The organism is Rickettsia endosymbiont of Villa modesta (assembly GCF_964026485.1).
GTDB classification, from domain to species: Bacteria; Pseudomonadota; Alphaproteobacteria; order Rickettsiales; family Rickettsiaceae; genus Rickettsia; species Rickettsia asembonensis.
Window position 1 is genome coordinate 82568 of record NZ_OZ032157.1, and the last position, 23484, is coordinate 106051.

Genomic DNA, 23484 nt, shown 5'->3' on the forward strand with positions numbered 1-23484 from the left:
ACTTGAAAAGTTGGAAAATGAATATTTAGATGAGCGAATAATCAATGTTCTTATGGATAATTAATATCTAATACTACCAATTCTTCAGGTAAAAGAAGTATATTTCTGGATCCCGTGGTCAAGCCACGGGGTGACATAGTGGGGTTTACTGAGTCTTGCAACAATGCCAATGCCACGCGGGAATGACATATGACTATAATATTTTATAACATCGGAGGTTTCATTTCTATAGGAAAGTTAAATAAAATTCATGACCATAGACTTTTCATTTTATTAAAAAAGCTACCGTCATTTTCTTTTTCATTTATGGATTCTTTTTTGAATTCTTCTAGTAGTTCACGTTGTCTTTTAGATAAATTTTTAGGTACTTCGACATGAATATGTGTAAGCATATCACCCCTAATAGTTGACCTCATTTTAGACATACCTTTGCTGCGTAGCCTTAATTGATCACCGTTTTGTGTGCCTGCCGGAATTGTTAAGTTGACTTTCCCACCTTCAATTACCGGTACTTCTATTTCTCCTCCAAGAGCGGCATTTACAAAACTAATAGGTAGTTTACAATGTAAATTTGCTCCGTCTACTTTATAAATATCATGTGGTTTTATTGCTATATCAACGTATAAATCACCGCTATTTCCGCCTCTAATACCTGCTTCTCCTTCTCCGGTATGTTTTATTCTAGTACCGTTTTCGACACCGGCAGGAATATTTACTGATAAATTTCGTTGCTTATGGTAACGTCCCATGCCATGACATTTCTTACAAGGATTTTTTATAATTTGTCTGTTACCTTGGCATTTATGACAAGCTTGTTCGATCGTAAAGAATCCTTGCTGAATTCTAGTCGCTCCAACACCGCCGCAAGCATCGCAAGTAGTTACGGTTTCACCTTTTTCAGAACCAGTGCCGTGGCAAGTATCGCATTTTACTTCGCTAGAAAAACTAATATTTTTTTCTATACCGTGAAATGCTTCCTCTAGGTTAATTGTCAGATCATATTTTAAATCCGAACCTCTAGCATTACTTGATGTAGGCTTTCTTCTACCACCTCCCATAAAGTCGCTAAAGAAGTCGCCGAAAATATCGTTAATATCAGGATGAAAACCGCCGTGATTTCCTCCTCCCCCTCGTGACTGTTGATTTTGAAAAGTATCATGCCCAAAGCGGTCGTAAGCGGCTCTTTTCTGCTCGTCTTTTAGAACATCATAAGCACTATTTATTTCTTTAAATTTCTTTTCAGCATCTTTAGCGTCAGTAGTATCAGGGTGATATTGCTTGGCTAATTTGAGGTAGGCTTTTTTAATATCAGCTTGACTAGCTGTTTTACTAACGCCTAGTATTTGATAATAATCTTGTGACATGAAATTATGTTATATGGTTTTAATGTCATTCCCGCGGAGGCGGGAATCCAGCAAGACATATAAAAACTTGTTGTTATATGTCTACTTTGTTAAATATGTAATCTTTGTGCCAATGTTAAGGTTATTTTTCTGGATTCCCGCCTCCGCGGGAATGACACAGAAGCCGTTACCGCATTAACATTATTACTTCTTCTCTACATCCTGAAAATCGGCATCTACTACTTTTTCATCATTAGCAGTATTTTCTTCAGCAGGCTGGCTTTCGCTTTGTGCTTTATACATTGCTTCACCGATTTTCATACTAGCTGCAGTTAAGCTCTCTGTCTTTTCTTTAATTAAAGCAGCATCTTCCGACTCAAGAACAGCTTTTAAAGCAGATAGTGCTTCTTCAGCAGCTCCTTTATCTTCTGATGATAATTTATCACCATACTCCGTAAGACTCTTTTCAGTAGAATAAACTAAACTATCGGCAGCATTTTTCGCTTCAATAAGTTCCTTACGCTTTTTATCTTCATCGGCATTCTGCTCAGCATCTTTAACCATTTGTTCGATTTCGGCATCGCTAAGACCGCCGGAAGCCTGAATAGTTACTTTCTGCTCCTTACCGCTTGCTTTATCTTTAGCCGAAACATGCACTATTCCATTAACATCAATATCAAATGTTACCTCTATTTGTGGAACACCTCTAGGCGACGGAGGTATGCCTTCAAGATTAAACTGACCGAGTAATTTATTACTAGCTGCCATTTCACGTTCACCTTGAAACACTCTAATAGTTACGGCATGCTGATTATCGTCAGCAGTTGAGAATACCTGACTTTTTTTAGTAGGTATAGTAGTATTTCGATCGATTAATCTTGTGAATACGCCGCCAAGCGTTTCAATACCAAGGGACAGAGGCGTAACGTCTAATAATAATATATCCGTTACTTCTTTATTAAGCACTCCACCTTGAATAGCAGCACCAAGAGCTACAACCTCATCAGGATTTACGCCTTTATGCGGTGCACGTCCAAAAAATTTCTCTACGGCTTCTTGCACTTTCGGCATTCTAGTCATACCGCCGACAAGTACTACTTCCTGAATATCGGCAGGCTTTAAACCTGCATCCTTTAACGCTTTACGGCAAGGTTCAATAGTTTTCTCAATTAAATCATCTACTAACTTTTCTAGTTCAGCTCTAGTAAATTTAAGATTTAAATGTTTTGGACCGCTGCTATCAGCCGTAATATAAGGCAAATTAATATCGGTAGTTACTGCAGAAGATAGTTCTTTCTTAGCTTTTTCCGCTGCTTCTTTTAAACGCTGAAGTGCTAAAGGATCGTTACGTAAATCTATACCGATTTCTTTTTTGAATACATCTATTAAATGGTTTAATATTCTTGTATCGAAATCTTCACCGCCAAGGAATGTATCGCCGTTTGTTGATTTTACTTCAAAAACACCGTCACCGATTTCAAGAATTGAAATATCGAACGTTCCGCCGCCAAGATCGTATACTGCAATAGTTTTACTTGCCGATTTATCAAAACCGTAAGCAAGAGCTGCAGCAGTCGGTTCGTTGATTATTCTAAGGACCTCAAGACCTGCTATTTTACCGGCATCTTTTGTTGCTTGACGTTGTGCATCATTGAAATAAGCAGGCACGGTTATTACTGCTTGTGTTACTTTTTCGCCTAAATAATTCTCTGCGGTTTCTTTCATTTTTTGTAAAATAAAAGCACTAATTTGGCTTGGTGAATATTTATTGTTATCAGCTTCGACCCATGCGTCACCGTTATCGGCTTTAATTATATTATACGGTACGATATCTTGGTCTTTCTTAACCATAGGATCGGTGAAATTTCTACCGATTAATCGCTTTACCGCATATATAGTATTGCGAGGGTTGGTTACTGCTTGTCTCTTAGCAGACTGCCCGACTAATTTTTCGCCGTTTGCAAAAGCTATTATTGACGGCGTAGTTCTCTCGCCTTCTGAATTTTCTATTACTTTTGGCTCTTTACCTTCCATGACCGCAACACAAGAGTTAGTAGTCCCAAGGTCGATACCTATTACTTTTCCCATAAGATTCCTCGTTTTCTTTTTTTTATTTTATTATGACTTTTTATTTGATATAGTGCGGCTTAAATGATTTTACAAGAGGTGAAAATGAAAAAACTACCGATTTCACTAAAACTTTTATTTATTATTAATTTAGTTTTCCTAAATAATATAGTTTTAGCATCTTCTGAAGCAAGCAGTGCTATATTTGAAAAAGCGAAGAAAGCAATTGTAACAATTGATACTAGAATTGCCGTATCGGCATATGATGATACAAGTAGTTGGACAGGAACGGGATTTATTAACGATAAGAATAACGGTTATATAATTACTAATACTCATGTTGTCGGCGGTGCGTCTATCGGAACTTATTTTGTTACTTTTTATAATGGCGAGCAGGCAGAAGCAAAACTTATCTATTACGATATTTGGCAGGATTATGCCGTTTTAAAAGTAGAGAGCAAAGATATACCGGCATTGGCAACACAAATAACTTTCTCAAATGAGATTCCAAAATTAAATCAAAAGGTTTTTGTAGTTGGTAACACGGAAGCAAAAGGTTTTTCTTTCCATACCGGTTATTTGTCCGATCTTTATAATATTGAAGGTTTAATGCCGCAATGTACTTATGTTATTAATTTAAATAGTACTAGCGGTGCTAGCGGTTCACCGGTACTAAACGATAAAATTGAGGCTATAGGAGTATTATACGGCGGCGGTAAAACTCATTCTCTAGCACTGCACGGTGATTATGTAGCTCGCACCTTAGAAAGTTTAAAGAATAATAAACAACCGAGCAGAAAACATATAGGAATAATAAGCGAGTTATATTCTTTAAATAAAGCAGTTAGACATCATAATTTTCCTAAAGAAGAAATGGACAAATATATAAATAAATTTCTTGACAGTAGAAATAGGGTGATAAGCGTTAAGGCAGTTCTAGCCGGTTCGCCTGCTGAAAAATCTTTAAAAGCCGGTGATATTATTTGGGCAGTTAATGATAAGGAACTCGGCAGTAATCTAGCATTATTTGATAGAGAAATGGATAATTTTAAAGGAATAGCTATTAAACTTACTATATTTCGTGATGGAAAAAAGTTAGAACAAGCAGTAGATTTATATGATGTGAACAATAATAAAATCGCTAAAATGATAAATTTCGGTGGTGCGGTATTTTTTGAAGCCGATGATTATTTTAGTAATAAATCAGGTGTCCCGCTTAAAGCTTTAAGTATAGCTTCCGTTCAATCCGGTAGTAGCTTTAGCGCTATACCGACATTCTTTACCAAAGATTATAAAAATGTTTATAGATTACAAATTTTTGAGATGAAAGATTTGGCCTTAAGTAATCTTGAAGATTTGGTGAAATTCTTACCTGCTATTACTAAAGAGAAATTTATAACGGTTAGATTTAAAAATTATCAACCTTATTACGCTAATTTCGGTTATAACGAACTTATCTCCTCACATGATGATATGATTGCCGATGTAACCTTGGATTCTATAGATACCAAGCCTTATATATTAAAGTATAATACTGTTTCTCATGATTGGGATATGGAAAATATAAAACTTCAGTAACTAATCGATTGTGATAAATTAACAATTCTTAATCAATTAAGCCGCAATCAATTCAACTCGGTTTGTTGCATTATTACTCCTAAATTTATAATCTTAATTTTAGGAGAATTAATGAATAAGGAAGAATTATGCAATGCTGAAAATATGTTAAATTATTTAAAGTACCTGCACAACAACAATAAATTAGAAATTTGTACACAATATTTATTAGATATGACGAGATCTAATTCATGTGCTGACCTATCACATATAACAAGACCTGCCTTATATGCCCCCTCTCAAATTTAGAGGAGATACTGTATTTAGCAGTTAACAGTAAAGAATCTGCTTTAATTAAGTATATGCAAAAATTAGCTCCTAATTTAACATGGAATATAACTCAATGTTTAATAACAAAAGCCCCAGACCCTTGCTCAGAAGAATATGAACTATATTCAAATCTTTTGGGAGCTTCCCCGGAGGAGTAGATATAGTAGTCCTCATCAAAAATATAGATATTTAATGCGAATAGCGGATTATGTAATAATTTGCTATTTGCGTCATTGATAAATTTAGGAGAATTAATGAGAAAACAAGAAATATACTTCTTTAACTTGAAAAGTTGGAAAATGAATATTTAGATGAGCGAATAATCAATGTTCTTATGGATAATTAATATCTAATACTACCAATTTTTCAGGTAAAAGAAGTATATATACAAAATTAGTAAAAATCAGTGGAGATTTTGTTATTATCTATGCGTTATCCATTATAATATTAGCTAGCCGTTAAAACGGTTAAGCGTTTCAAATTAAAACATATAGCATTCATAAATTCCGAGAATTGATTTTTGGCAATACCAATATATCTGACACGTTTATTATCTTGTGAGAATACTCTTTCAAAAGGTGCTCTAATTTTTGTATAATATCTATCAAGGTCAAAATTTTTATCTTTCATGTTATTTTTCTTTACAGCACAAAGATGCACTTCTTGCCTAGTTGCTGTATCTTTGGTAGACTTTGTACAATATGCTTTATCTACATATGCAGCACCGGAGCGTGGCATAACGTGTTTAAAACCTTTGCTATCAGTAACATTTGCAGAGGTAGCTGCAACCTTATTAATAATCCCTGATTGGATATCAACGCTAACATGTTTTTTATAACCATACCAAAACTTATTACCTCCTTTACAACCAATTTTAGCTTGTTTATCATTCGCAACTTTGGGCAAAGTCTCATTATTTAGCTTGTCATATTTTTGCTTCCTCAACTCATCACGTTCTGTCCAAAGACTAGCTTTTGAGATCAAATGAGAGGCATCTACAAAGGTAAATACCTCGCTCATATAACCTTGCTTTCGTAGTTGTTCTCTAAAGTTTGCAAATATTTTTGATAGTAAGTTAGTACCTATTTTCTTACGTATTTTACTAAACACACTATAATCTGGAGTCGTCTCTGTAAGAGCAAAATCACAAAACCATTTGCCGGCATTACTATCAGCCAAATAACGTTCTAATTCTCGATCAGATAAGTCTTCCATAAATTGTAGAAGTAAACATTTAAATAACCTCAATGCTCCATAGCCTTTATAATTAGCTTCAGTTTCTATCGCTAATAACTCTCTTTCAACTACTTTGAAATTAAATTAACTTTTAAATTTACGATATTGATGTTCCGGGCTAACTAATTCATCTAAACTGACCATTGTTATTTGATGCTCTGACATTTTTTACTTTCTTATTTTTTTATCACATTATAACCTTTTACTCTTCATAGCTCAACACTCCCTTATTGTATTTTGATGATTCTATAGGAATTCGATCTTTAACATCGCGAGTGTAAGTTTGTAATATTTCTACTATCTCTACCCTACTTCCATAATATGTAGAATAATCTAATGGAGTAAGACCTGAAGCATCTTTTGTTGTTACTAAAGTAGGCTCTGCCTGTAATAGAATTTCAATAACATCTTTAATTAACCCCTGCAATTGCCGAATGTAACACCGATAGCCCCTGAAGAGTCTTAGATCTATAGAATCCCGATTTACTTTTAAGATTGCTATCACTAATTCTTTTTTACCATGCTCAGCCGCTTCGTGTAATAAGGCAGTGGGATTATTTTCAATACATACCTTTAATGCACTATTAAAAGCTTTTATGCTGCTTTTTGTTTTATCTTTAAACAACACTTCCAGCTCCTCTATATCACTCTTTACCGATGCAGGTTTCATTTCTCTCTCTGAATCGGGGGAATTTAGGCTTGGAGTTTTATATTGACTAGGTATACTTCTTCAACATGAAGAGTTGTTAAAATGATTAGGCACAATGGTTTGAAAATTGTCATTTACCAATGAAGAAATTTTATTTTTATATTTTTCAATATTTTCAAAAAATATTCGTATAGAATCAGTAAATGTCTCAAAATTCGCATAAAATTTATTGTTACTTACAACAGAATGCATAAATTTCCACAGTCGTTCAATTGGATTCAAATTAGGACTATATGCTGGCAAAAATAGTAACTCTATTTTACTGTATTGTAGATATTCTTTTACCTTTTTTGACCTATGATATCCAGCATTATCGCATATCAAATAAATCTTACTTTTATCTTGATTATTTGCTTCTAATTTCTTTAAAAATTCAATAATATAATCACCATTAACCTTAGGATTGTCAGTTGTTACTACCTCTAAATCCTTAAGATTAATAGCACCAATAATATGTTTACGCTTCCAACCACTGAAACTTGGTAATGTTTTAACTACATTCTTTCTAATCCAACCAAATCTTGCTCGAGTTTGGTATTGAGGATGAACACTATCCATAAAATAAATAGACTCATCTTTAGCTAAATTATTTTTTAGCAAACTATATTGCAGCTTAAATTCCTCTTGCTTAGCTAAATCTATTTTTCCAGGAATTAACGTAGGTTTCTTATAACTAAAACCAAGTCTGTGTAATAGCTTGATTACCCCAGCTAATGTATAGATTACTCCATATTGACGTTCTATGAACAAACCTATATCTCTAGCATACATATAATTATTATTTTCTAGATGAACTATTAACTCTGCTTCCTCCTGTCTAGTAAGTTTACTATCACTACCGCCATTTCCAGGCTTAAGCTTCTGAGCATTATGATAATCTATTAAATGTTTTCTTATCCCTTCATCACTCAGTAATAACACTTTCGATATCTCATCAATACTATAGCTATCATCATACATGAAAACAGCTTTGATTCTATCACAAATCCTCTTATCCCTTTCGCTTCTATGGTAAAGCTTTAATTCTTCTTTTTCTACTGATGTTAATTTTCTATAAATCCATTCTTACTTAATAACACTTGCTGACTTCTTTGACAATTTTTCATTTACTAGAGGTATACAATAACAATTGACGGTGTGGCCGGTAAAATAGCGACTTTCCAGCAAGACGTGTCTATTGCTTCTTTAGTCTTCAGCAATGGTGCAACAGCGAATTTACAAGGATCACTTACCACTACCGGTAATGTAAATTTTGGAGCCGGCGGTATCTTAGAATTTTCAGGAGCAAATCCTGCAGGTTATACGTTTAATAGCGTAGTTACCAACGGTGCTACCGGAGCATTGAACGCTTTTGCTAACTTAACTGCTACGGATGTATCTATCGGTACGGTACAAACAATTAATATCGGACAAGCTGCCGCTCCTAAGACATTTACCGTAGACGTCAGTAACGGGCTTTGAACTCTCTTGCAGCCGGCAGGTAGTACTAACGCCAGTTTAGGATAAGAAGAGTTTAAGATTATCGAAAAAAGAGTTTAAAATATTAGTTTTAGTAATATTAAAAGCATTAACACAAGCTAGAATATGAACTAAAAAATTAGTAGGTGATCGATGCCTTGAGTGTTCAAGATTCATATTATTTTTTAGGACATTAAATACTGACTCAACCAACGACCTTTTTCTAAGCTGTATTTTATCTTCCATTTCCAATAAATGATTCTTCATATCTTTTCTAATTCCTGTAAATAAGCGTAATCCACGACCTAATAATTTAGTAAATAATTCCTTAGAAATATATCCCTTATCACCAAAGAGTTTACCTTGTAATCCATCAGTTATATCGTCTGCTACCGATAAATCACTATTATTTGCTTTGGTAATTTTGATCGCCATAATCGCTCCCTTATTGTTAATTACTATATGCAACTTAAACCCCATAAACCATCCATAACTACTCATCCCTATTTTAGCTATACCACTAAATACTTTATTGCTATTTGTACGTTTTGTATGACATATCGATAATTTAGTTGAATCTATGCAATAAATTCCTGTTTCCTCTCCTCTAAATAGTTGCAACATTATAACAAGCGGTAGAATTAATCTTGACCATAATTGTATTATTCGACTATAACTTGGTAATTTAAAATAACCTCTATATTTATATGATAAGTGATATAAATAATAATTCTTAAAATCTTTGCACGGCGATATATAAAAATATAATACGATAGTTAAAAGCTCTGAAAGGCTTAAATTCCCTTCTTTCCGGCGTTTTCTATCTGTTGGTATTAATTTTTGCTTCTCCCATTCTTCATATATTTCACAAAAATTGTCTAGTATATAAAATAAAGTTGTGATACATTTTTTCATTGTTGGGTTCTTGTTTTTTTGTTGAAAAACTTCAGTAACCCAACACTCTTAACTTGCAAATACTTTATTCTTATTCCATGCTTCTCTTCTTCCTTATCCTAAATTCGCGTTACTATCAATTTCGGTGATACGAACTCAGTATTTGGCTTAACGACTAATGCTAATCAGCAAGTTACCTTTGCAAATAGTTTCGGCGGTTTTGCCGGCGGTGGCGGTAACGTCAATTTAAGCAGTACAAAAGGTGCTAAACTTGAAATTCAAGGCAGTGATGCTACTAAAACGCTTGGTACCGTCGCAAATAAACTAGCTGCTATAAATGTTACTGCGGGTAGTGAGGTCGGCGTTGTCGGTGGCGGTAATAGCTTAGACGTAAGTAATGCACTTGCTCTTAATATTGGAAATGGAGCAATATTTGCCGACCAGTCAATTACCTCGGCACAAATTGCCAAAATCAATATCGGTGATAATACCGGTCCCGGTACTTACGCACTAAACGGTGACTTTATGTTAAATGCACTGGGTGTTACATTTGTGAATCCTGCATCGGTATTTAAACTAATGACTACCGTAGCCGGCGGTAATACTAGTACTATAATGGACTGAAAAATCAAGCCAAGATTTTGAGCAATTTACTTGGTAATTTTGTTCAAAATTAAGCTGCCATTTGTGTATGATATTGTATACTATCGAGATAGACATTCATGGGTTTTTTATACCCAATACTTGAATGAAATCTCTGATAATTATATTTACTGATATAATCATTGATACCCTCTTTAAGCTCTCCTATATTTTGATAATCATTAATAAATATACAATTATATTTCAGCGTCCTAAAGAAACGCTCAATAACAATATTGTCAATACTTCTGCCTTTACCATTCATTGATATCTGAATATTATAATCTTTAAGAATCTGTATATGATCATTACTGGTATATTGACTACCTTGATCACTATTAAATATCTGTGGAGCTTGATACTTATTTAATGCTTCCTTCAATATATCAGTTACTAATGTCCCGTCCATGCTATTCGACAGTTTATAGCTTAATATGGCTTTGCTATGCCAATCTATAATGGCTGCTAGATACATAAAGCCTCCGTTAGTGCGAATATATGTAATATCTCCGCTCCAGACCTGATTAGCAGTAGAAACAACTACTTTCTTAGTTTTATCAGTTGTGATCCAGTATTTATCAAGTAGGTAGCTGTATATTTTATGCTCACTATCTTTTATAGTAGCCAGTTTCTTTTTATGAGGGTATATCGCTTCAATACCAATTAATCTCATATATTTTAGCACTCGGTCTTGACCTATCTTAAAACCATCTTCTAATAATTGCTGATACATATAACGATAACCAAATTCTGGATTATCTGTATATATCTCATCTATTCTATTTAACATATTTAAATTATAGCTACTAAGTGATTGTTCTTTATAATATGTTGAAGAACGGTTAACCCCTAATAATTCACATTGTCTTGTCTTTGGTAACTGTTCTAGCTTGGATATGACAAGACTCTTTCTATTTGATAAATCCAAGCTTCTGAGCTTTCCCACAGCCCAATCTCTTTCAATTGTAGTTTTTCCTAAAGCCTTTGCCAACGCATCATTTTGCTCCTTAAGTTCTTTAATTTGTTCTTGATATTCACTCACTACCTTAGCTGGTTCAAATGCTATTGATGCATTTGATAAAAATTGTTTCTTCCAATGTGATATACTATTGCTACTCACCTCATATTTAGACGATAACTGTGATATTGTTACTTCTTCTTTTAATAATTCTAACACTATCTTTGTCTTCTCTTCAGCACTGAAATTCCGTATCTGTTTCTTAGTCATTTTATCTCCTATAAGTTATTTCTTTATTCTAACTTATTACCAAGTTAATCTAACTCTTTTTTTGTCTAATTTTTTCAGTCCATTATAGCATTATAAATATTAGCTCTGTGAATATTTATAATAAAGATTTAATTCTGGTTATTTTTTGCTGCAAATCATAACATATCTAAATCAACATTTAAAACAGTACTTAGTTTTTTTAGCATATCTATTGTGCCTTTTCGTAATCCTTTCTCAATAAATGATATATATTGCTTAGTTTTACCAATTTTAATAGCTAATTGTTCTTGAGATAATCCTCTATATTCACGATAAACTTTAATAGGATTTTCACCGTTTAGAATTTTTTGTACCAAATCTTCAGGAAAATATTCCTCATTTCTGGCTATAGCTTCAGCGTATAATGTTTCATCAGTAATACCTCGTTTTTTATTGATAAGTTCCTGATATTCATTAAAAGGTATAACAACAAAAGCAGGCTTTCCTTGATATTCTATTATATGTTTATTACTCATTTATATACCTATCCTCTAACATCAACATTAATTACTAGAATTTCTAACTTTCCTTTATTTATTCTATATGTAAGAATAGAAGTCAACATATTGTTGACTAATGCAAAAGTTAATTTAAAATTTGGTTTTATCAGAAAAATTAAATCTTTTTAGAAAGCTTCATAGAAACTAAGTAAGTATAAGCTTAAGTAAATAATAAGTTAAATTTGTGCAAGATTTATTATATTAATATTTGTAATTATTTTGCAGGAACTGCGATAGTTTTTATGGTAATTGCATGTAGTTTTTTATTTAATATTTCAGACAGGGCGTTTTTTACTAATTTATGTTGATTAATTAAAGAAAGTCCATTAATCAGAACATCTGATATTTCTAATGCATAATGGTCTTGATCTCCTACTAAATTAGTAATTTTTATTATGCTGTTTGGAAAGGATTACTTAAGTATTTTTTCTAACTCTTCTGCGGATATTGCCATTATTTTATCACTTTTTAGATATAAAAGCCTAAATTTTAATTAAAGTTTTTTTTGGTTAAAGTAAAGCTTTATATGAATTTTTATTATAGAATTTTAAACATTCATTGATAAACTCTACTCTTATGCATATAATAATTAATATTATTATGTCATTTATTAATTATTATGAAAAAAGAAGCTGAAGAATTAAAATTATTTATCTTAGAATGTTTGAATGAGAAAAAAGCAGAAGATATTGAGGTAATTAATTTAACAGGAAAACATAAATTAGCTGATTATATTATATTTGCTAGCGGTCGTTCGACTAAAAATGTTGGAGCAATTGCTGAATATGTAGCTTTAGAATTAAAAAATAATGCCGGTATAAATAGTAATATTGAGGGGCTTGGTAAATCAGAGTGGGTACTAATAGATGCAGGTACTATTTTAATTAATATTTTTTATCCTGAAGCACGGGAGCATTTTAAGCTAGAAGAAATTTGGAAAAGATGAACGATCATATTCTTATTAACGTTATAATTTTACTCGGTACTGCGGTTTTTATCGTGGCTATACTTAAGCGTCTTAGATTAAGTCCGGTACTTGGTTACTTAATTGCAGGAGCTGCAATAGGTGATCACGGTTTAAAAATCGTAACATATGACCAAACTAAGTTACTAGGTGAACTTGGTGTAGTATTTCTATTATTTGCAATAGGTCTTGAGTTATCCTTCGAGCGATTAAAAGCTATGAGACGATATGTCTTTGGTCTCGGTAGTTTGCAAGTTTTAACGACTGCTATAGTAATTGCCGGTGCAATGGTACTTATAGACGATAATAGTAGTGCGGCTATTATTACCGGCGGTGGTCTTGCCCTTTCATCTACGGCACTTGTTATGCAGGTTATTGAGGAAAATCGTAGTCAATCAACCCAAATAGGAAGAGTTTCTTTAGCTATTCTGTTACTGCAAGATTTGGCCGTAGTTCCATTGCTTGTGGTAGTGCCGCTACTTGCCGATAGTAATAAAGCTTCGCTTGCAGCGGCTCTTGGTATTGCACTCTTAAAAGCCGTAACGGCCTTACTTACAATATTTACTGTCGGTCGTGTTTTTCTTCGTCCTGTATTTTCTTTCATTTCATCAGAAAGTAATAATGCAAGCGAGTTACCTATTTCAATGACTTTGTTAATAGTACTTTCTGCTGCTTGGGCTACCGAAACATTTGGTTTATCTTTAGCTCTAGGAGCATTTGTTGCCGGAGTATTAGTTGCAGAAACCGAATTTAGATTGCAGGCAGAAGAAAGTATTTATCCTTTCAAAAGTTTATTTTTAGGATTGTTTTTCATGACCGTCGGTATGAATATCGACGCACTAGAAATGTATGAAAAAATATCTCATATTCTTACTTTATCTATTGTTTTAATAGGTATAAAAACCTTAATCATAACAGCTTTTTGTATTTTATTTGGTTTTAATAAAGGAGTTGCTTTTTATTCAGGCTTATTATTATCGCAAGGTGGAGAGTTTGGTTTTATATTATTCAGTTTAGGTAAAGATAGTGGAGTATTAGAAGAAAGTACTGCCGATATATTATTACTCGTAGTTACTTTTACTATGGCACTTACTCCATTACTCGCAGCTTTAGGGAAAAAGATTGCCGAGAAAGTCGATAAAGGACTCGGTAAAACTCCGACTCAAATGATTGAGCTTGGGGCAAGAGATTTAACAAACCATATTATTATTGCCGGCCTTGGTAATACCGGTAAAATGGTAGCAAGAGTTTTGGAAGCGGAAGGTATAAGTTACGTAATACTTGATTTAGATGATGATAGAGTCAAAGAAGAGCTATCAAACGGTTTACCGGTTTTTAAAGGTGACGTATCGCAAGCCGATACTCTGAAGGCATTAGGTACGGAAAGAGCATTCGCTATAATACTTACTATGAATAATCAAGTAACTATTAAGAAATCGCTTAAAACAATTAGTGGTAATTATCAGGATATACCAGTTGTCGTTAAGTTAAAAAATTTAAAAAATGCTAGAGAGTTTTATGATTTAGGTGCCACAACTATTATTCCGGAAAGTTATGAGACTGGCTTACAAATCGGTGGAACAGTCCTAAAAAATATAGGTATTAGCGAGCAGGAAATTAATAGAATAAAAGTACAATTTAGGCTTGGTAATTATATAATAGCAAAAAAAGAGGATGCTTTATCTGAAGTGGAAGATAATGATTAAAGTTTTTATCATTTTAATTACGATAATATTATCAACAACAATTAACGCCGATAATAAAAAATTGCCTATTCCAAGATTTGTTTCAATAAAATCTAATGAAGTAAATGCAAGGAGCGGACCAACCGCTAAATCCGCCGTAGAATGGGTTTTTGTTAAAAAAGGCGAACCGGTAGAAATAACTGCAGAGTACGAACAATGGCGACAAGTATGTGACATTAACGGCGAAGGCGGTTGGATACATTCAAGCGTTTTATCAGGTAAAAGATCAGTAGTTATTACCTCCGGTAAGGAAATAGAGCTTACCAAATCCGCAGACCATAAAAGCCGAGTTATAGCAAAATTAATGCCCAAGGTTCGCTGCAGTTTAAAAAAATGCAAAGAACAATTCTGTCAAATTACATGTAAGAATTACACAGGTTGGATTTCTAAGAAAGTAATTTGGGGGGTATATGATGATAATGATAGGTATTAATAGACTTTTTGCATAACCTCCTTCTAAAGGTAATTTGTACATCAATCCGGTACTAGCATCCTCACGTATTTATATACGCTGTGGTGGCAAGTGCTTCCGTGTTTCTAGGGGGATTCCTCTTTATAAGATAAGTTATGCAAGAAGTCTAATACTTATAATAAATTGTAAAAGTAGTTTACTATCTGAGGTTAATTTGCTATATAGGCAAACTTACTAAAAATATAATTATTTATGCAAAGATATTTAGACGGTACAAATGATGTCGCATTTAAAAAATTATTTAGCGATAAAGTAAAATTAATAAATTTATTGAACTCTCTTCTTAGGTTATCGAAAGGAGATAGAATCATAGATTTAAGCTATATAACTACTGAACAATTGCCTTTATTTCTTGAAGGGAAAAGAAGTTTATTCGATCTAAAAGTTAAAGATGAAACCGGTAGATGGTATATAATCGAAATGCAGCGTAAAATGGAGAAAGATTATCTTAATAGAACGCAGCTTTACGGTTGTTATACCTATGTTAGTCAAATTAAGAAAGGTATGAAACATAGGGATTTATTGCCGGTAGTAATAATTTCTATCATAGGAACAAAAGCTTTGCCTGATGAATTGCCGTATGTTAGCTATCATCATATAAAAGAAAGCAATACCCATAAACAATATTTGTTTTCATTAACTTATGTATTTATTGAACTAGGAAAATTTTAAAAAAATGATCTTAAAGATGATACCGATGAATGGTTGCATTTATTTAAATATGCTTCGCAAGAACAAGAACCGCCAAAAGAAATTAAAAATGAAATTGTGTTATCGGCATATGCAAGTTTAGAGCAATATAAATGGACGGACCAAGAGCATGATGATTATTTTAGGGCTGAAATGGCTATATACTTCTTCAACATGAAGAGTTGTTAAAATGATTAGGCACAATGGTTTGAAAATTGTCATTTACCAATGAAGAAATTTTATTTTTATATTTTTCAATATTTTCAAAAAATATTCGTATAGAATCAGTAAATGTCTCAAAATTCGCATAAAATTTATTGTTACTTACAACAGAATGCATAAATTTCCACAGTCGTTCAATTGGATTCAAATTAGGACTATATGCTGGCAAAAATAGTAACTCTATTTTACTGTATTGTAGATATTCTTTTACCTTTTTTGACCTATGATATCCAGCATTATCGCATATCAAATAAATCTTACTTTTATCTTGATTATTTGCTTCTAGTTTCTTTAAAAATTCAATAATATAATCACCATTAACCTTAGGATTGTCAGTTGTTACTACCTCTAAATCCTTAAGATTAATAGCACCAATAATATGTTTACGCTTCCAACCACTGAAACTTGGTAATGTTTTAACTACATTCTTTCTAATCCAACCAAATCTTGCTCGAGTTTGGTATTGAGGATGAACACTATCCATAAAATAAATAGACTCATCTTTAGCTAAATTATTTTTTAGCAAACTATATTGCAGCTTAAATTCCTCTTGCTTAGCTAAATCTATTTTTCCAGGCATTAACTTAGGTTTCTGATAACTAAAACCAAGTCTGTGTAACAGCTTGATTACCCCAGCTAATGTATAGATTACTCCATATTGACGTTCTATGAACAAACCTATATCTCTAGCATACACATAATTATTATTTTCTAGATGAACTATTAACTCTGCTTCCTCCTGTCTAGTAAGTTTACTATCACTACCGCCATTTCCAGGCTTAAGCTTCTGAGCATTATGATAATCTATTAAATGTTTTCTTATCCCTTCATCACTCAGTAATAACACTTTCGATATCTCATCAATACTACAGCTATCATCATACATGAGAACAGCTTTGATTCTATCACAAATCCTCTTATCCCTTTCGCTTCTATGGTAAAGCTTTAATTCTTCTTTTTCTACTGATGTTAATTTTCTATAAATCCATTCTTACTTCATAACACTTGCTGACTTCTTTGACAATTTTTCATTTACTAGAGGTATACGTTCTTATATACTTCTTTAACTTGAAAAGTTGGAAAATGAATATTTAGATGAGCGAATAATCAATGTTCTTATGGATAATTAATATCTAATACTACCAATTCTTCAGGTAAAAGAAGTATATATACAAAATTAGTAAAAATCAGTGGAGATTTTGTTATTATCTATGCGTTATCCATTATAATATTAGCTAGCCGTTAAAACGGTTAAGCGTTTCAAATTAAAACATATAGCATTCATAAATTCCGAGAATTGATTTTTGGCAATACCAATATATCTGACACGTTTATTATCTTGTGAGAATACTCTTTCAAAAGGTGCTCTAATTTTTGTATAATATCTATCAAGGTCAAAACTTTTATCTTTCATGTTATTTTTCTTTACAGCACAAAGATGCACTTCTTGCCTAGTTGCTGTATCTTTGGTAGACTTTGTACAATATGCTTTATCTACATATGCAGCACCGGAGCGTGGCATAACGTGTTTAAAACCTTTGCTATCAGTAACATTTGCAGAGGTAACTGCAACCTTATTAATAATCCCTGATTGGATATCAACGCTAACATGTTTTTTATAACCATACCAAAACTTATTACCTCCTTTACAACCAATTTTAGCTTGTTTATCATTCGCAACTTTGGGCAAAGTCTCATTATTTAGCTTGTCATATTTTTGCTTCCTCAACTCATCACGTTCTGTCCAAAGACTAGCTTTTGAGATCAAATGAGAGGCATCTACAAAGGTAAATACCTCGCTCATATAACCTTGCTTTCGTAGTTGTTCTCTAAAGTTTGCAAATATTTTTGATAGTAAGTTAGTACCTATTTTCTTACGTATTTTACTAAACACACTATAATCTGGAGTCGTCTCTGTAAGAGCAAAATCACAAAACCATTTGCCGGCATTACTATCAGCGAAATAACGTTCTAATTCTCGATCAGATAAGTCTTCCATAAATTGTAGAAGTAAACATTTAAATAACCTCAATGCTCCATAGCCTTTATAATTAGCTTCAGTTTCTATCGCTAATAACTCTCTTGCAACTGCTTTGAAATTAAATTAACTTTTAAATTTACGATATTGATGTTCCGGGCTAACTAATTCATCTAAACTGACCATTGTTATTTGATGCTCTGACATTTTTTACTTTCTTATTTTTTTATCACATTATAACCTTTTACTCTTCATAGCTCAACACTCCCTGAAAATATTTTAAATTTGAGTTTAATTCTTGATTTGAAGAAGTTTTAGCTTCAACTAACGTCCATGGTTTGTTATTTTTTTTTACTAAAAAATCTACTCCTTTCTTTTGTTTATCTCTAATAAAATATAATTCATATTCACCAAATCCTAAATCACTCCAAAAATGACAGAATTTTAATAAATGATTTGCAATAAAATTTTCATATTTTGCTCCCATATCTTCTATAAGCGACCAGTCCCATAGATATATTTTCGGCTCTTTTATTAAACTTCTAGGAATATTATTGGACCATGGATAAATACGATAACTATAAAAAAATGACTCAAATGATTCAAGCCATCTTGTAATGGTTGGAATTGATACTTTAATTTTATTTGCAAGAGAGCTATAAGATGCGTGTCCTCCTATAGAGGAAGTCAAAAAGTTTCCTAAGACTTCCATTTGGATTACTCTTGGATTTGTGTTAACTCTCTAATATCTTCTTTAAAAAGCTGAGTATTTTTAGTTTTCTTCCATCTATGCCAAAATGTGGAAGAATTCTTAAGATAAGGATCAGGAAAACCACCAAATTTAAATAAGGATTCAAATTGTTCTTCAGATATTTTTTTTGGTAGATTTATTTCTTTGGTTAGACTACTAAAATTTTCTATTACTTCAGCTAGTGTCAAAGGGTGCATACGATATGGAAAATATCTCCCCCATCATACTATCACCGCCTTTTTTATATACTCCAAGCTTTGAGCTGCCGGTAACTATAATGTGAGCTTGTTCTCCATAAACATCATAAAATCCTTTTAAAAAAGTTTGCCAGTTTGAGAATTTATGTAGCTCATCAAAAATCACGATAGGGTTATTTTGATCCGGAATATGTAGATTTATAAAATCTGCTATTGCTGTTGTTCCTTTTAGAATTAGCAAACGAGCCTTTTCTTCATCCCAATTTAAGTAGTAATTTTTATCTATTACTTTTTTAGCTAAAGTAGTTTTACCGACTTGACGGGCTCCTTCTATAAAAATCATTTGCTTGTTTTCGTACAGGTGATTTTTTATTACTACTTCATAAATCCTTTTCATATATTTATTATGACTATTATAACGTGCATATTAATTTGGTCATAACTATGATAATATACACGTTATAATGGTCAAGCACTTATAACTTAGTTATCCTCTAGTGGGAACTACCGGAATTCCTACTTGTGTAAGTTTAGCTCCTTTTGGCTTTTTAATTCCTGCAAATTTCTGTTCTTCTTGTTGTTTTCGTAGCTTTTCTCCTATTTTTGTAGCTTCTCTGCTACCTTTAAGAGCACTTTTTACAGGCTTTGTGTTAAGATTCGTAATACCTCTTGAAGTCTTAATATCTTCATCTTTGTCAAAATATTTTATGTCTGTAGAAGTGCTTAAATGATAAACTCCACTACTTTTTTGTATAAACTTATTTTGATTTTGTAAAGCTTTGCCTTCTAAATCTAAGAATTTACCATTTTTTTCAATAGCAAATACTTTTCCATTTTTTTGAAGAATAGTTTCATCAAGCTTAATATTCTCATCTAATACTACTTTTCCAAAATCACCTACCTCTCCAATTTTTTTACCGCTAAGATCATATGCGTAAAGTTTTTCTTCATGAAAATCTAAGTTGTTTAAAAAATTCTCTATGGAATTCTTATCATTAGTAAAATTGCCTAATTCATAAGTACCTATAATTTTCTCTTCTTTGCTTACTACTTTTTCCGTATAGTTTTCTTCTTTAATAACTTTTTTAGTATTTTTAATAATTCCAAGATAGGCTAGAGCTTTTTTAAACTTACCCAAATTACGCTTTACCTCAACTTCTACGGGTCTAGAAAATTCTTTTTCTTTTACTTCTTTAACTTCTCCTATAACTAACTGCCCATCTATGGGTCTACCCAGTTCATCTTTAAAATGAATTAATTTGGCATTTTTTACTCTATTTAATTCAATTTCTTCAGTTTGAAAATGTAGATGTTTTTTTTCTGGCATAAATTCCTCCTTGAATAAATTTTGATTTATTTCAAGTGTAAAGGAGTAAATTAAATTTTTGCAAGAAGTTTTTATTGTTAGTTATTTCTCAATAACTAACAAATATTAAGAATTAAAAACTACTGTGCCGTCCAGCCGCCGTCTATCAAGAGTCTACTACCTGTTATTGATGATGCTTTTTCATCACATAAGAATATTACTAAGTTTGCTATTTCATCAGCTTCTACAAATTTTTTCGTAGCTTGAGATTTAAGGATTACATCCCGGAGTGCCGATTCTTCACTGATATGTCTAGCTTTAGCAGTATCTGCTATTTGATTCTGCACGAGCGGTGTGTTGACATAACCGGGACAGATAGCATTAACTATAATATTATTCTCAGCCACTTCTAAAGCAACGGTTTTGGTAAGCCCAAGGATACCATGCTTTGCTGCTACATATGCCGACTTAAAAGGTGATGCAACATATGCGTGAGCGGAAGCGATGTTAACAATTCGCCCGAAACCGTTTTTTTTCATAATCGGTATTGCATATTTCGTAGTATAGAAAGAGGCTATTAAATCTATACGCAAAATTTGTTCCCATTTATCTTCAGGAAATTCATCGATAGGAGCAACATGCTGAATACCGGCATTATTTACTAATATGTCTATTTTACCGAATTCTTTTATTATTCTCTCAAACATAGAACGTATTTCTTCAGGTTCTGCCAAATTTATTCCTTGATAAAATACGCTACTTGCACCAAGCTCTTTCAATTCTGCTAAAATTTTGGCTACTTCATCTTCTTTTGCAAAACCGTTAATAACTATTTTAGACTCAAGTTTTACAAAATGTTTTGCTATCTCAAGCCCGATACCGCTAGTAGAACCGGTAATAACTACTACTTTGTCTTTCATTTTCACCTCCTGTCGTGTGTCATTCTGCGACTTGTAAGCTAAACCGTCATTGCGAGGAAATTGCGTAGCAATTGTACGTCCGCAATCTCAGGAGTTTTGTTATTATTTCATGAGATTGCCACGCAGCCTACGGCTGCTCGCAATGACGATTTAGCCGGTACAAGCCACGGCATGACATAGTTAATCAAGTATTATTTGTCTTTTATTTAAAAGTAACTTATACTAGATTTCACTTAAAGAAATAATGTATAAATCTATGGAAATTGTTAATAGCGTTGATGCATCTGTATCTTGCCAGGGCAAAGAACCTCCATATGACCATCCAAAAGTTTATTTAGAGATAGATAAAGAAAAAAAGGAAGTTATCTGCCCATATTGTAGTAAGAAATTTAAATTAGTAACAAAATGACTATCAAATTTCTTTCAGAAAGTACTATCAACCGAATTGCTGCCGGTGAGGTTATAGAAAGACCCGCATCGGTAGTAAAGGAATTAGTTGAAAATGCTGTTGATGCTGGTAGTACCAAAATAGATATTATTTTAGAACGTGCCGGTAAAAATCTAATCATTATTTCCGATGACGGTATCGGTATGACTGATAAGGAATTAGAAATTGCCGTTGAACGTCACACAACTTCTAAGCTTGATGAAAGCGATTTCCTAAATATTCATACTTTCGGTTTTAGAGGTGAAGCACTGCCGTCTATTGCTGCCATTAGCAAAATGCTAATTACTTCTAAGAAACAAGGGGCTGACAAAGCATTTCAGATTAAGTTAATCGGTGGAAATGAAAAACAAGTTACTGTTTCTGTCCATAATGAAGGTACTAAAATAGAGATACGTGATTTATTTTTTGCAACACCTGCTCGCTTAAAATTTCTAAGAGCCGATAAGACTGAACTTGCAGCAACCGCAGACGTGGTTAAGAAAATCGCTCTAGCACATCCTGAAATTTCTTTTAGCTTAACGCATGATGACAGAAATCTGCTAAAGTTTAAAGGACAAAATAAAGATGCAGAAACTAACCTAAAACAGCGTATAATTGATGTAATAGGTGATGATTTTATAAAAAATGCCGCTTATATAGATTTCAAAACTCCTGATTTCTCTATTTGCGGCTATACTAGTATCCCGACGTATAATAGAGCTTCAAGTGAAGATCAGTTTTTATTTATCAATAATAGACCGGTAAAAGATAAGTTGCTACAAGTAGCTTTAAGGGTAGCATATCAGGATTATTTAGCTCGTGATCGTTATCCGTTATGTGCTATATTCTTACAAATTGATCCGCAACTTGTTGACGTTAACGTACATCCAGCAAAAGCAGAGGTTAGGTTTCATGACCCGAATTATGTACGAAACTTATTAATAGAAGCAATTAAAAATGCTTTAATAAATAAAAGCCATGTTACTTCTACTACTATCGCCTCTGATGCTCTTCAGTTATTTAAAAATCCTTTAGTTAACAAACAACCGTCAGTAAGTAAGGCTGTAAGCGTGAATAGTAAACCGGCAGATTATAAACCTGCTATGTCGCCTAGTTTTAAACCTACGCCAAATACTGCTTGTCAAAAACTAATCGATACATTACCGCACGCTAAAATAGAACAAGAAGTAGAAAGACGTATAGAACATGAGCAGCAAGCCCATAAACAATATAAACTTGGGGCAGCTAAAGCACAACTTCATACTACTTATATTATTTCACAAACCGAAGATAGTATAGTAATTACCGACCAGCATGCAGCACATGAACGTTTAGGATATGAAAAAATAAAAGATTATCTTAAAACGGAAGAGTTAATAAAACAGCGTTTGCTTATTCCTGAGATAGTAGAACTGCCAAATGAAAGAAAAGCAGATTGTTTATATGAAAATAGAGAAAAACTATATAAACTTGGTTTAACTCTAGAAAAATTCGGTGAGAAATCTATTATAGTGACTGAAATTCCAAATATCCTTGGAGATGTAAACGTACAAAAGTTAATTCAGGATCTCGCTGATCATTTATCGGATTTCGGTGAGAATATAGCTTTGACGGAGTTAATAGAGCATGTGACGGAAACTTATGCCTGTCATTACTCTATTAGAGCAGGACGAAAATTATCGGCAGATGAAATGAATTCCTTACTGCGTCAAATGGAAAATACGCCGTTTTCAGGTCAATGTAATCACGGCAGACCTACTTATATTGAGTTGAAGCTTAAGGATATCGAACGCTTATTTGGACGGTAAC

The 23484-nt window shown here is 32.8% G+C and carries 26 protein-coding genes; 9 read left to right on the forward strand and 17 right to left on the reverse strand.

Going from position 1 to position 23484, the window contains the following annotated elements; all coding sequences use genetic code 11:
• Positions 1 to 248: 248 nt before the first annotated feature.
• The gene (gene dnaJ, locus AC5584_RS00475; protein ID WP_499216491.1) at positions 249 to 1364 is read right to left on the reverse strand and encodes a molecular chaperone DnaJ; all 1116 of its coding nucleotides are present in this window, start codon (positions 1362 to 1364) and stop codon (positions 249 to 251) included.
• Between the two features lie 183 nt (positions 1365 to 1547).
• Positions 1548 to 3431 carry a molecular chaperone DnaK gene (gene dnaK, locus AC5584_RS00480; RefSeq protein WP_499216492.1) on the reverse strand — a complete coding sequence of 628 codons (1884 nt, stop codon included), beginning with the start codon at positions 3429 to 3431 and terminating at the stop codon, positions 1548 to 1550.
• A 63-nt stretch (positions 3432 to 3494) separates the two neighbouring features.
• On the opposite strand from dnaK, the gene AC5584_RS00485 reads away from it, so the two are divergent.
• Positions 3495 to 4988, forward strand: coding sequence for a S1C family serine protease (locus tag AC5584_RS00485; protein WP_499216493.1), 1494 nt, complete (start codon positions 3495 to 3497; stop codon positions 4986 to 4988).
• 756 nt (positions 4989 to 5744) lie between these two features.
• Here the strand turns inward: AC5584_RS00485 and AC5584_RS00490 are convergent.
• The 3 genes from AC5584_RS00490 to AC5584_RS00500 form a co-directional block, all read right to left on the reverse strand.
• A complete protein-coding gene (locus AC5584_RS00490) occupies positions 5745 to 6581 on the reverse strand; it encodes a transposase (protein WP_499217046.1) in 837 nt (278 codons plus the stop codon).
• 154 nt (positions 6582 to 6735) lie between these two features.
• Positions 6736 to 7203, reverse strand: a complete 468-nt coding sequence (locus tag AC5584_RS00495) for an ankyrin repeat domain-containing protein (protein ID WP_499216494.1) — start codon at positions 7201 to 7203, stop codon at positions 6736 to 6738.
• A 60-nt stretch (positions 7204 to 7263) separates the two neighbouring features.
• The gene (locus AC5584_RS00500; RefSeq protein WP_499217068.1) at positions 7264 to 8301 is read right to left on the reverse strand and encodes an IS630 family transposase; all 1038 of its coding nucleotides are present in this window, start codon (positions 8299 to 8301) and stop codon (positions 7264 to 7266) included.
• A gap of 78 nt (positions 8302 to 8379) precedes the next feature.
• Between AC5584_RS00500 and AC5584_RS00505 the strand changes: the two genes are divergently transcribed.
• The gene (locus AC5584_RS00505) at positions 8380 to 8703 is read left to right on the forward strand and encodes a hypothetical protein (protein ID WP_499216495.1); all 324 of its coding nucleotides are present in this window, start codon (positions 8380 to 8382) and stop codon (positions 8701 to 8703) included.
• A 36-nt stretch (positions 8704 to 8739) separates the two neighbouring features.
• Here AC5584_RS00505 and AC5584_RS00510 read toward each other — a convergent pair whose 3' ends face one another.
• The 5 genes from AC5584_RS00510 to AC5584_RS00530 all read right to left on the reverse strand — a co-directional run bounded on the left by AC5584_RS00510 (position 8740) and on the right by AC5584_RS00530 (position 12400).
• Positions 8740 to 9615 carry an IS982 family transposase gene (locus tag AC5584_RS00510; RefSeq protein ID WP_499216496.1) on the reverse strand — a complete coding sequence of 292 codons (876 nt, stop codon included), beginning with the start codon at positions 9613 to 9615 and terminating at the stop codon, positions 8740 to 8742.
• Positions 9616 to 9872: 257 nt separating this feature from the next.
• Positions 9873 to 10064 carry a hypothetical protein gene (locus tag AC5584_RS00515; protein WP_499216497.1) on the reverse strand — a complete coding sequence of 64 codons (192 nt, stop codon included), beginning with the start codon at positions 10062 to 10064 and terminating at the stop codon, positions 9873 to 9875.
• A gap of 203 nt (positions 10065 to 10267) precedes the next feature.
• Positions 10268 to 11464 carry an IS3 family transposase gene (locus tag AC5584_RS00520; RefSeq protein ID WP_499216242.1) on the reverse strand — a complete coding sequence of 399 codons (1197 nt, stop codon included), beginning with the start codon at positions 11462 to 11464 and terminating at the stop codon, positions 10268 to 10270.
• A 155-nt stretch (positions 11465 to 11619) separates the two neighbouring features.
• Positions 11620 to 11979, reverse strand: a complete 360-nt coding sequence (locus AC5584_RS00525; protein WP_499216498.1) for a helix-turn-helix domain-containing protein — start codon at positions 11977 to 11979, stop codon at positions 11620 to 11622.
• Between the two features lie 238 nt (positions 11980 to 12217).
• On the reverse strand, positions 12218 to 12400 hold the full coding sequence (locus tag AC5584_RS00530; RefSeq protein WP_499217069.1) for a BolA/IbaG family iron-sulfur metabolism protein: 183 nt from the start codon (positions 12398 to 12400) through the stop codon (positions 12218 to 12220).
• A gap of 222 nt (positions 12401 to 12622) precedes the next feature.
• Between AC5584_RS00530 and rsfS the strand changes: the two genes are divergently transcribed.
• The 5 genes from rsfS to AC5584_RS00555 all read left to right on the forward strand — a co-directional run bounded on the left by rsfS (position 12623) and on the right by AC5584_RS00555 (position 16063).
• Positions 12623 to 12949 carry a ribosome silencing factor gene (rsfS, locus tag AC5584_RS00535; RefSeq protein ID WP_499216499.1) on the forward strand — a complete coding sequence of 109 codons (327 nt, stop codon included), beginning with the start codon at positions 12623 to 12625 and terminating at the stop codon, positions 12947 to 12949.
• The gene (locus AC5584_RS00540) at positions 12946 to 14673 is read left to right on the forward strand and encodes a monovalent cation:proton antiporter-2 (CPA2) family protein (protein ID WP_499216500.1); all 1728 of its coding nucleotides are present in this window, start codon (positions 12946 to 12948) and stop codon (positions 14671 to 14673) included. The genes rsfS and AC5584_RS00540 overlap by 4 nt, the downstream gene beginning before the upstream one ends.
• The gene (locus AC5584_RS00545; RefSeq protein ID WP_499216501.1) at positions 14666 to 15145 is read left to right on the forward strand and encodes an SH3 domain-containing protein; all 480 of its coding nucleotides are present in this window, start codon (positions 14666 to 14668) and stop codon (positions 15143 to 15145) included. The genes AC5584_RS00540 and AC5584_RS00545 overlap by 8 nt, the downstream gene beginning before the upstream one ends.
• Positions 15146 to 15376: 231 nt before the next feature.
• The gene (locus AC5584_RS00550; protein ID WP_499216502.1) at positions 15377 to 15856 is read left to right on the forward strand and encodes an Rpn family recombination-promoting nuclease/putative transposase; all 480 of its coding nucleotides are present in this window, start codon (positions 15377 to 15379) and stop codon (positions 15854 to 15856) included.
• A gap of 33 nt (positions 15857 to 15889) precedes the next feature.
• Positions 15890 to 16063, forward strand: a complete 174-nt coding sequence (locus tag AC5584_RS00555; protein ID WP_499216503.1) for a hypothetical protein — start codon at positions 15890 to 15892, stop codon at positions 16061 to 16063.
• On the opposite strand, the gene AC5584_RS00560 is transcribed toward AC5584_RS00555, so the two are convergent.
• From AC5584_RS00560 to AC5584_RS00590, 7 genes are all read right to left on the reverse strand, one after another.
• Positions 16044 to 17081 carry an IS630 family transposase gene (locus AC5584_RS00560; RefSeq protein WP_499217070.1) on the reverse strand — a complete coding sequence of 346 codons (1038 nt, stop codon included), beginning with the start codon at positions 17079 to 17081 and terminating at the stop codon, positions 16044 to 16046. The two genes, AC5584_RS00555 and AC5584_RS00560, sit on opposite strands and share 20 nt — an antisense overlap.
• 246 nt (positions 17082 to 17327) lie before the next feature.
• The gene (locus tag AC5584_RS00565) at positions 17328 to 18164 is read right to left on the reverse strand and encodes a transposase (protein ID WP_499216958.1); all 837 of its coding nucleotides are present in this window, start codon (positions 18162 to 18164) and stop codon (positions 17328 to 17330) included.
• Between the two features lie 154 nt (positions 18165 to 18318).
• Positions 18319 to 18786: a DUF4143 domain-containing protein gene (locus tag AC5584_RS00570; RefSeq protein ID WP_499216504.1), complete on the reverse strand. Its 468-nt coding sequence runs from the start codon at positions 18784 to 18786 to the stop codon at positions 18319 to 18321.
• 5 nt (positions 18787 to 18791) lie between these two features.
• Positions 18792 to 19013 carry a hypothetical protein gene (locus AC5584_RS00575; RefSeq protein ID WP_499216505.1) on the reverse strand — a complete coding sequence of 74 codons (222 nt, stop codon included), beginning with the start codon at positions 19011 to 19013 and terminating at the stop codon, positions 18792 to 18794.
• Positions 19000 to 19365 carry an ATP-binding protein gene (locus tag AC5584_RS00580; protein ID WP_499216506.1) on the reverse strand — a complete coding sequence of 122 codons (366 nt, stop codon included), beginning with the start codon at positions 19363 to 19365 and terminating at the stop codon, positions 19000 to 19002. Before AC5584_RS00580 ends, AC5584_RS00575 begins: the two co-directional genes overlap by 14 nt.
• A 144-nt stretch (positions 19366 to 19509) precedes the next feature.
• Positions 19510 to 20349, reverse strand: coding sequence for a hypothetical protein (locus AC5584_RS00585; RefSeq protein ID WP_499216507.1), 840 nt, complete (start codon positions 20347 to 20349; stop codon positions 19510 to 19512).
• Between the two features lie 119 nt (positions 20350 to 20468).
• A complete protein-coding gene (locus tag AC5584_RS00590; RefSeq protein ID WP_499216508.1) occupies positions 20469 to 21248 on the reverse strand; it encodes a 3-hydroxybutyrate dehydrogenase in 780 nt (259 codons plus the stop codon).
• Between the two features lie 244 nt (positions 21249 to 21492).
• Between AC5584_RS00590 and AC5584_RS00595 the strand changes: the two genes are divergently transcribed.
• Positions 21493 to 21657 (forward strand): zinc-finger domain-containing protein, encoded by a 165-nt coding sequence (locus AC5584_RS00595; protein WP_008579257.1) that lies wholly within the window; start codon positions 21493 to 21495, stop codon positions 21655 to 21657.
• The gene (gene mutL, locus AC5584_RS00600; protein WP_499216509.1) at positions 21654 to 23483 is read left to right on the forward strand and encodes a DNA mismatch repair endonuclease MutL; all 1830 of its coding nucleotides are present in this window, start codon (positions 21654 to 21656) and stop codon (positions 23481 to 23483) included. Before AC5584_RS00595 ends, mutL begins: the two co-directional genes overlap by 4 nt.
• Position 23484: the final 1 nt, after the last annotated feature.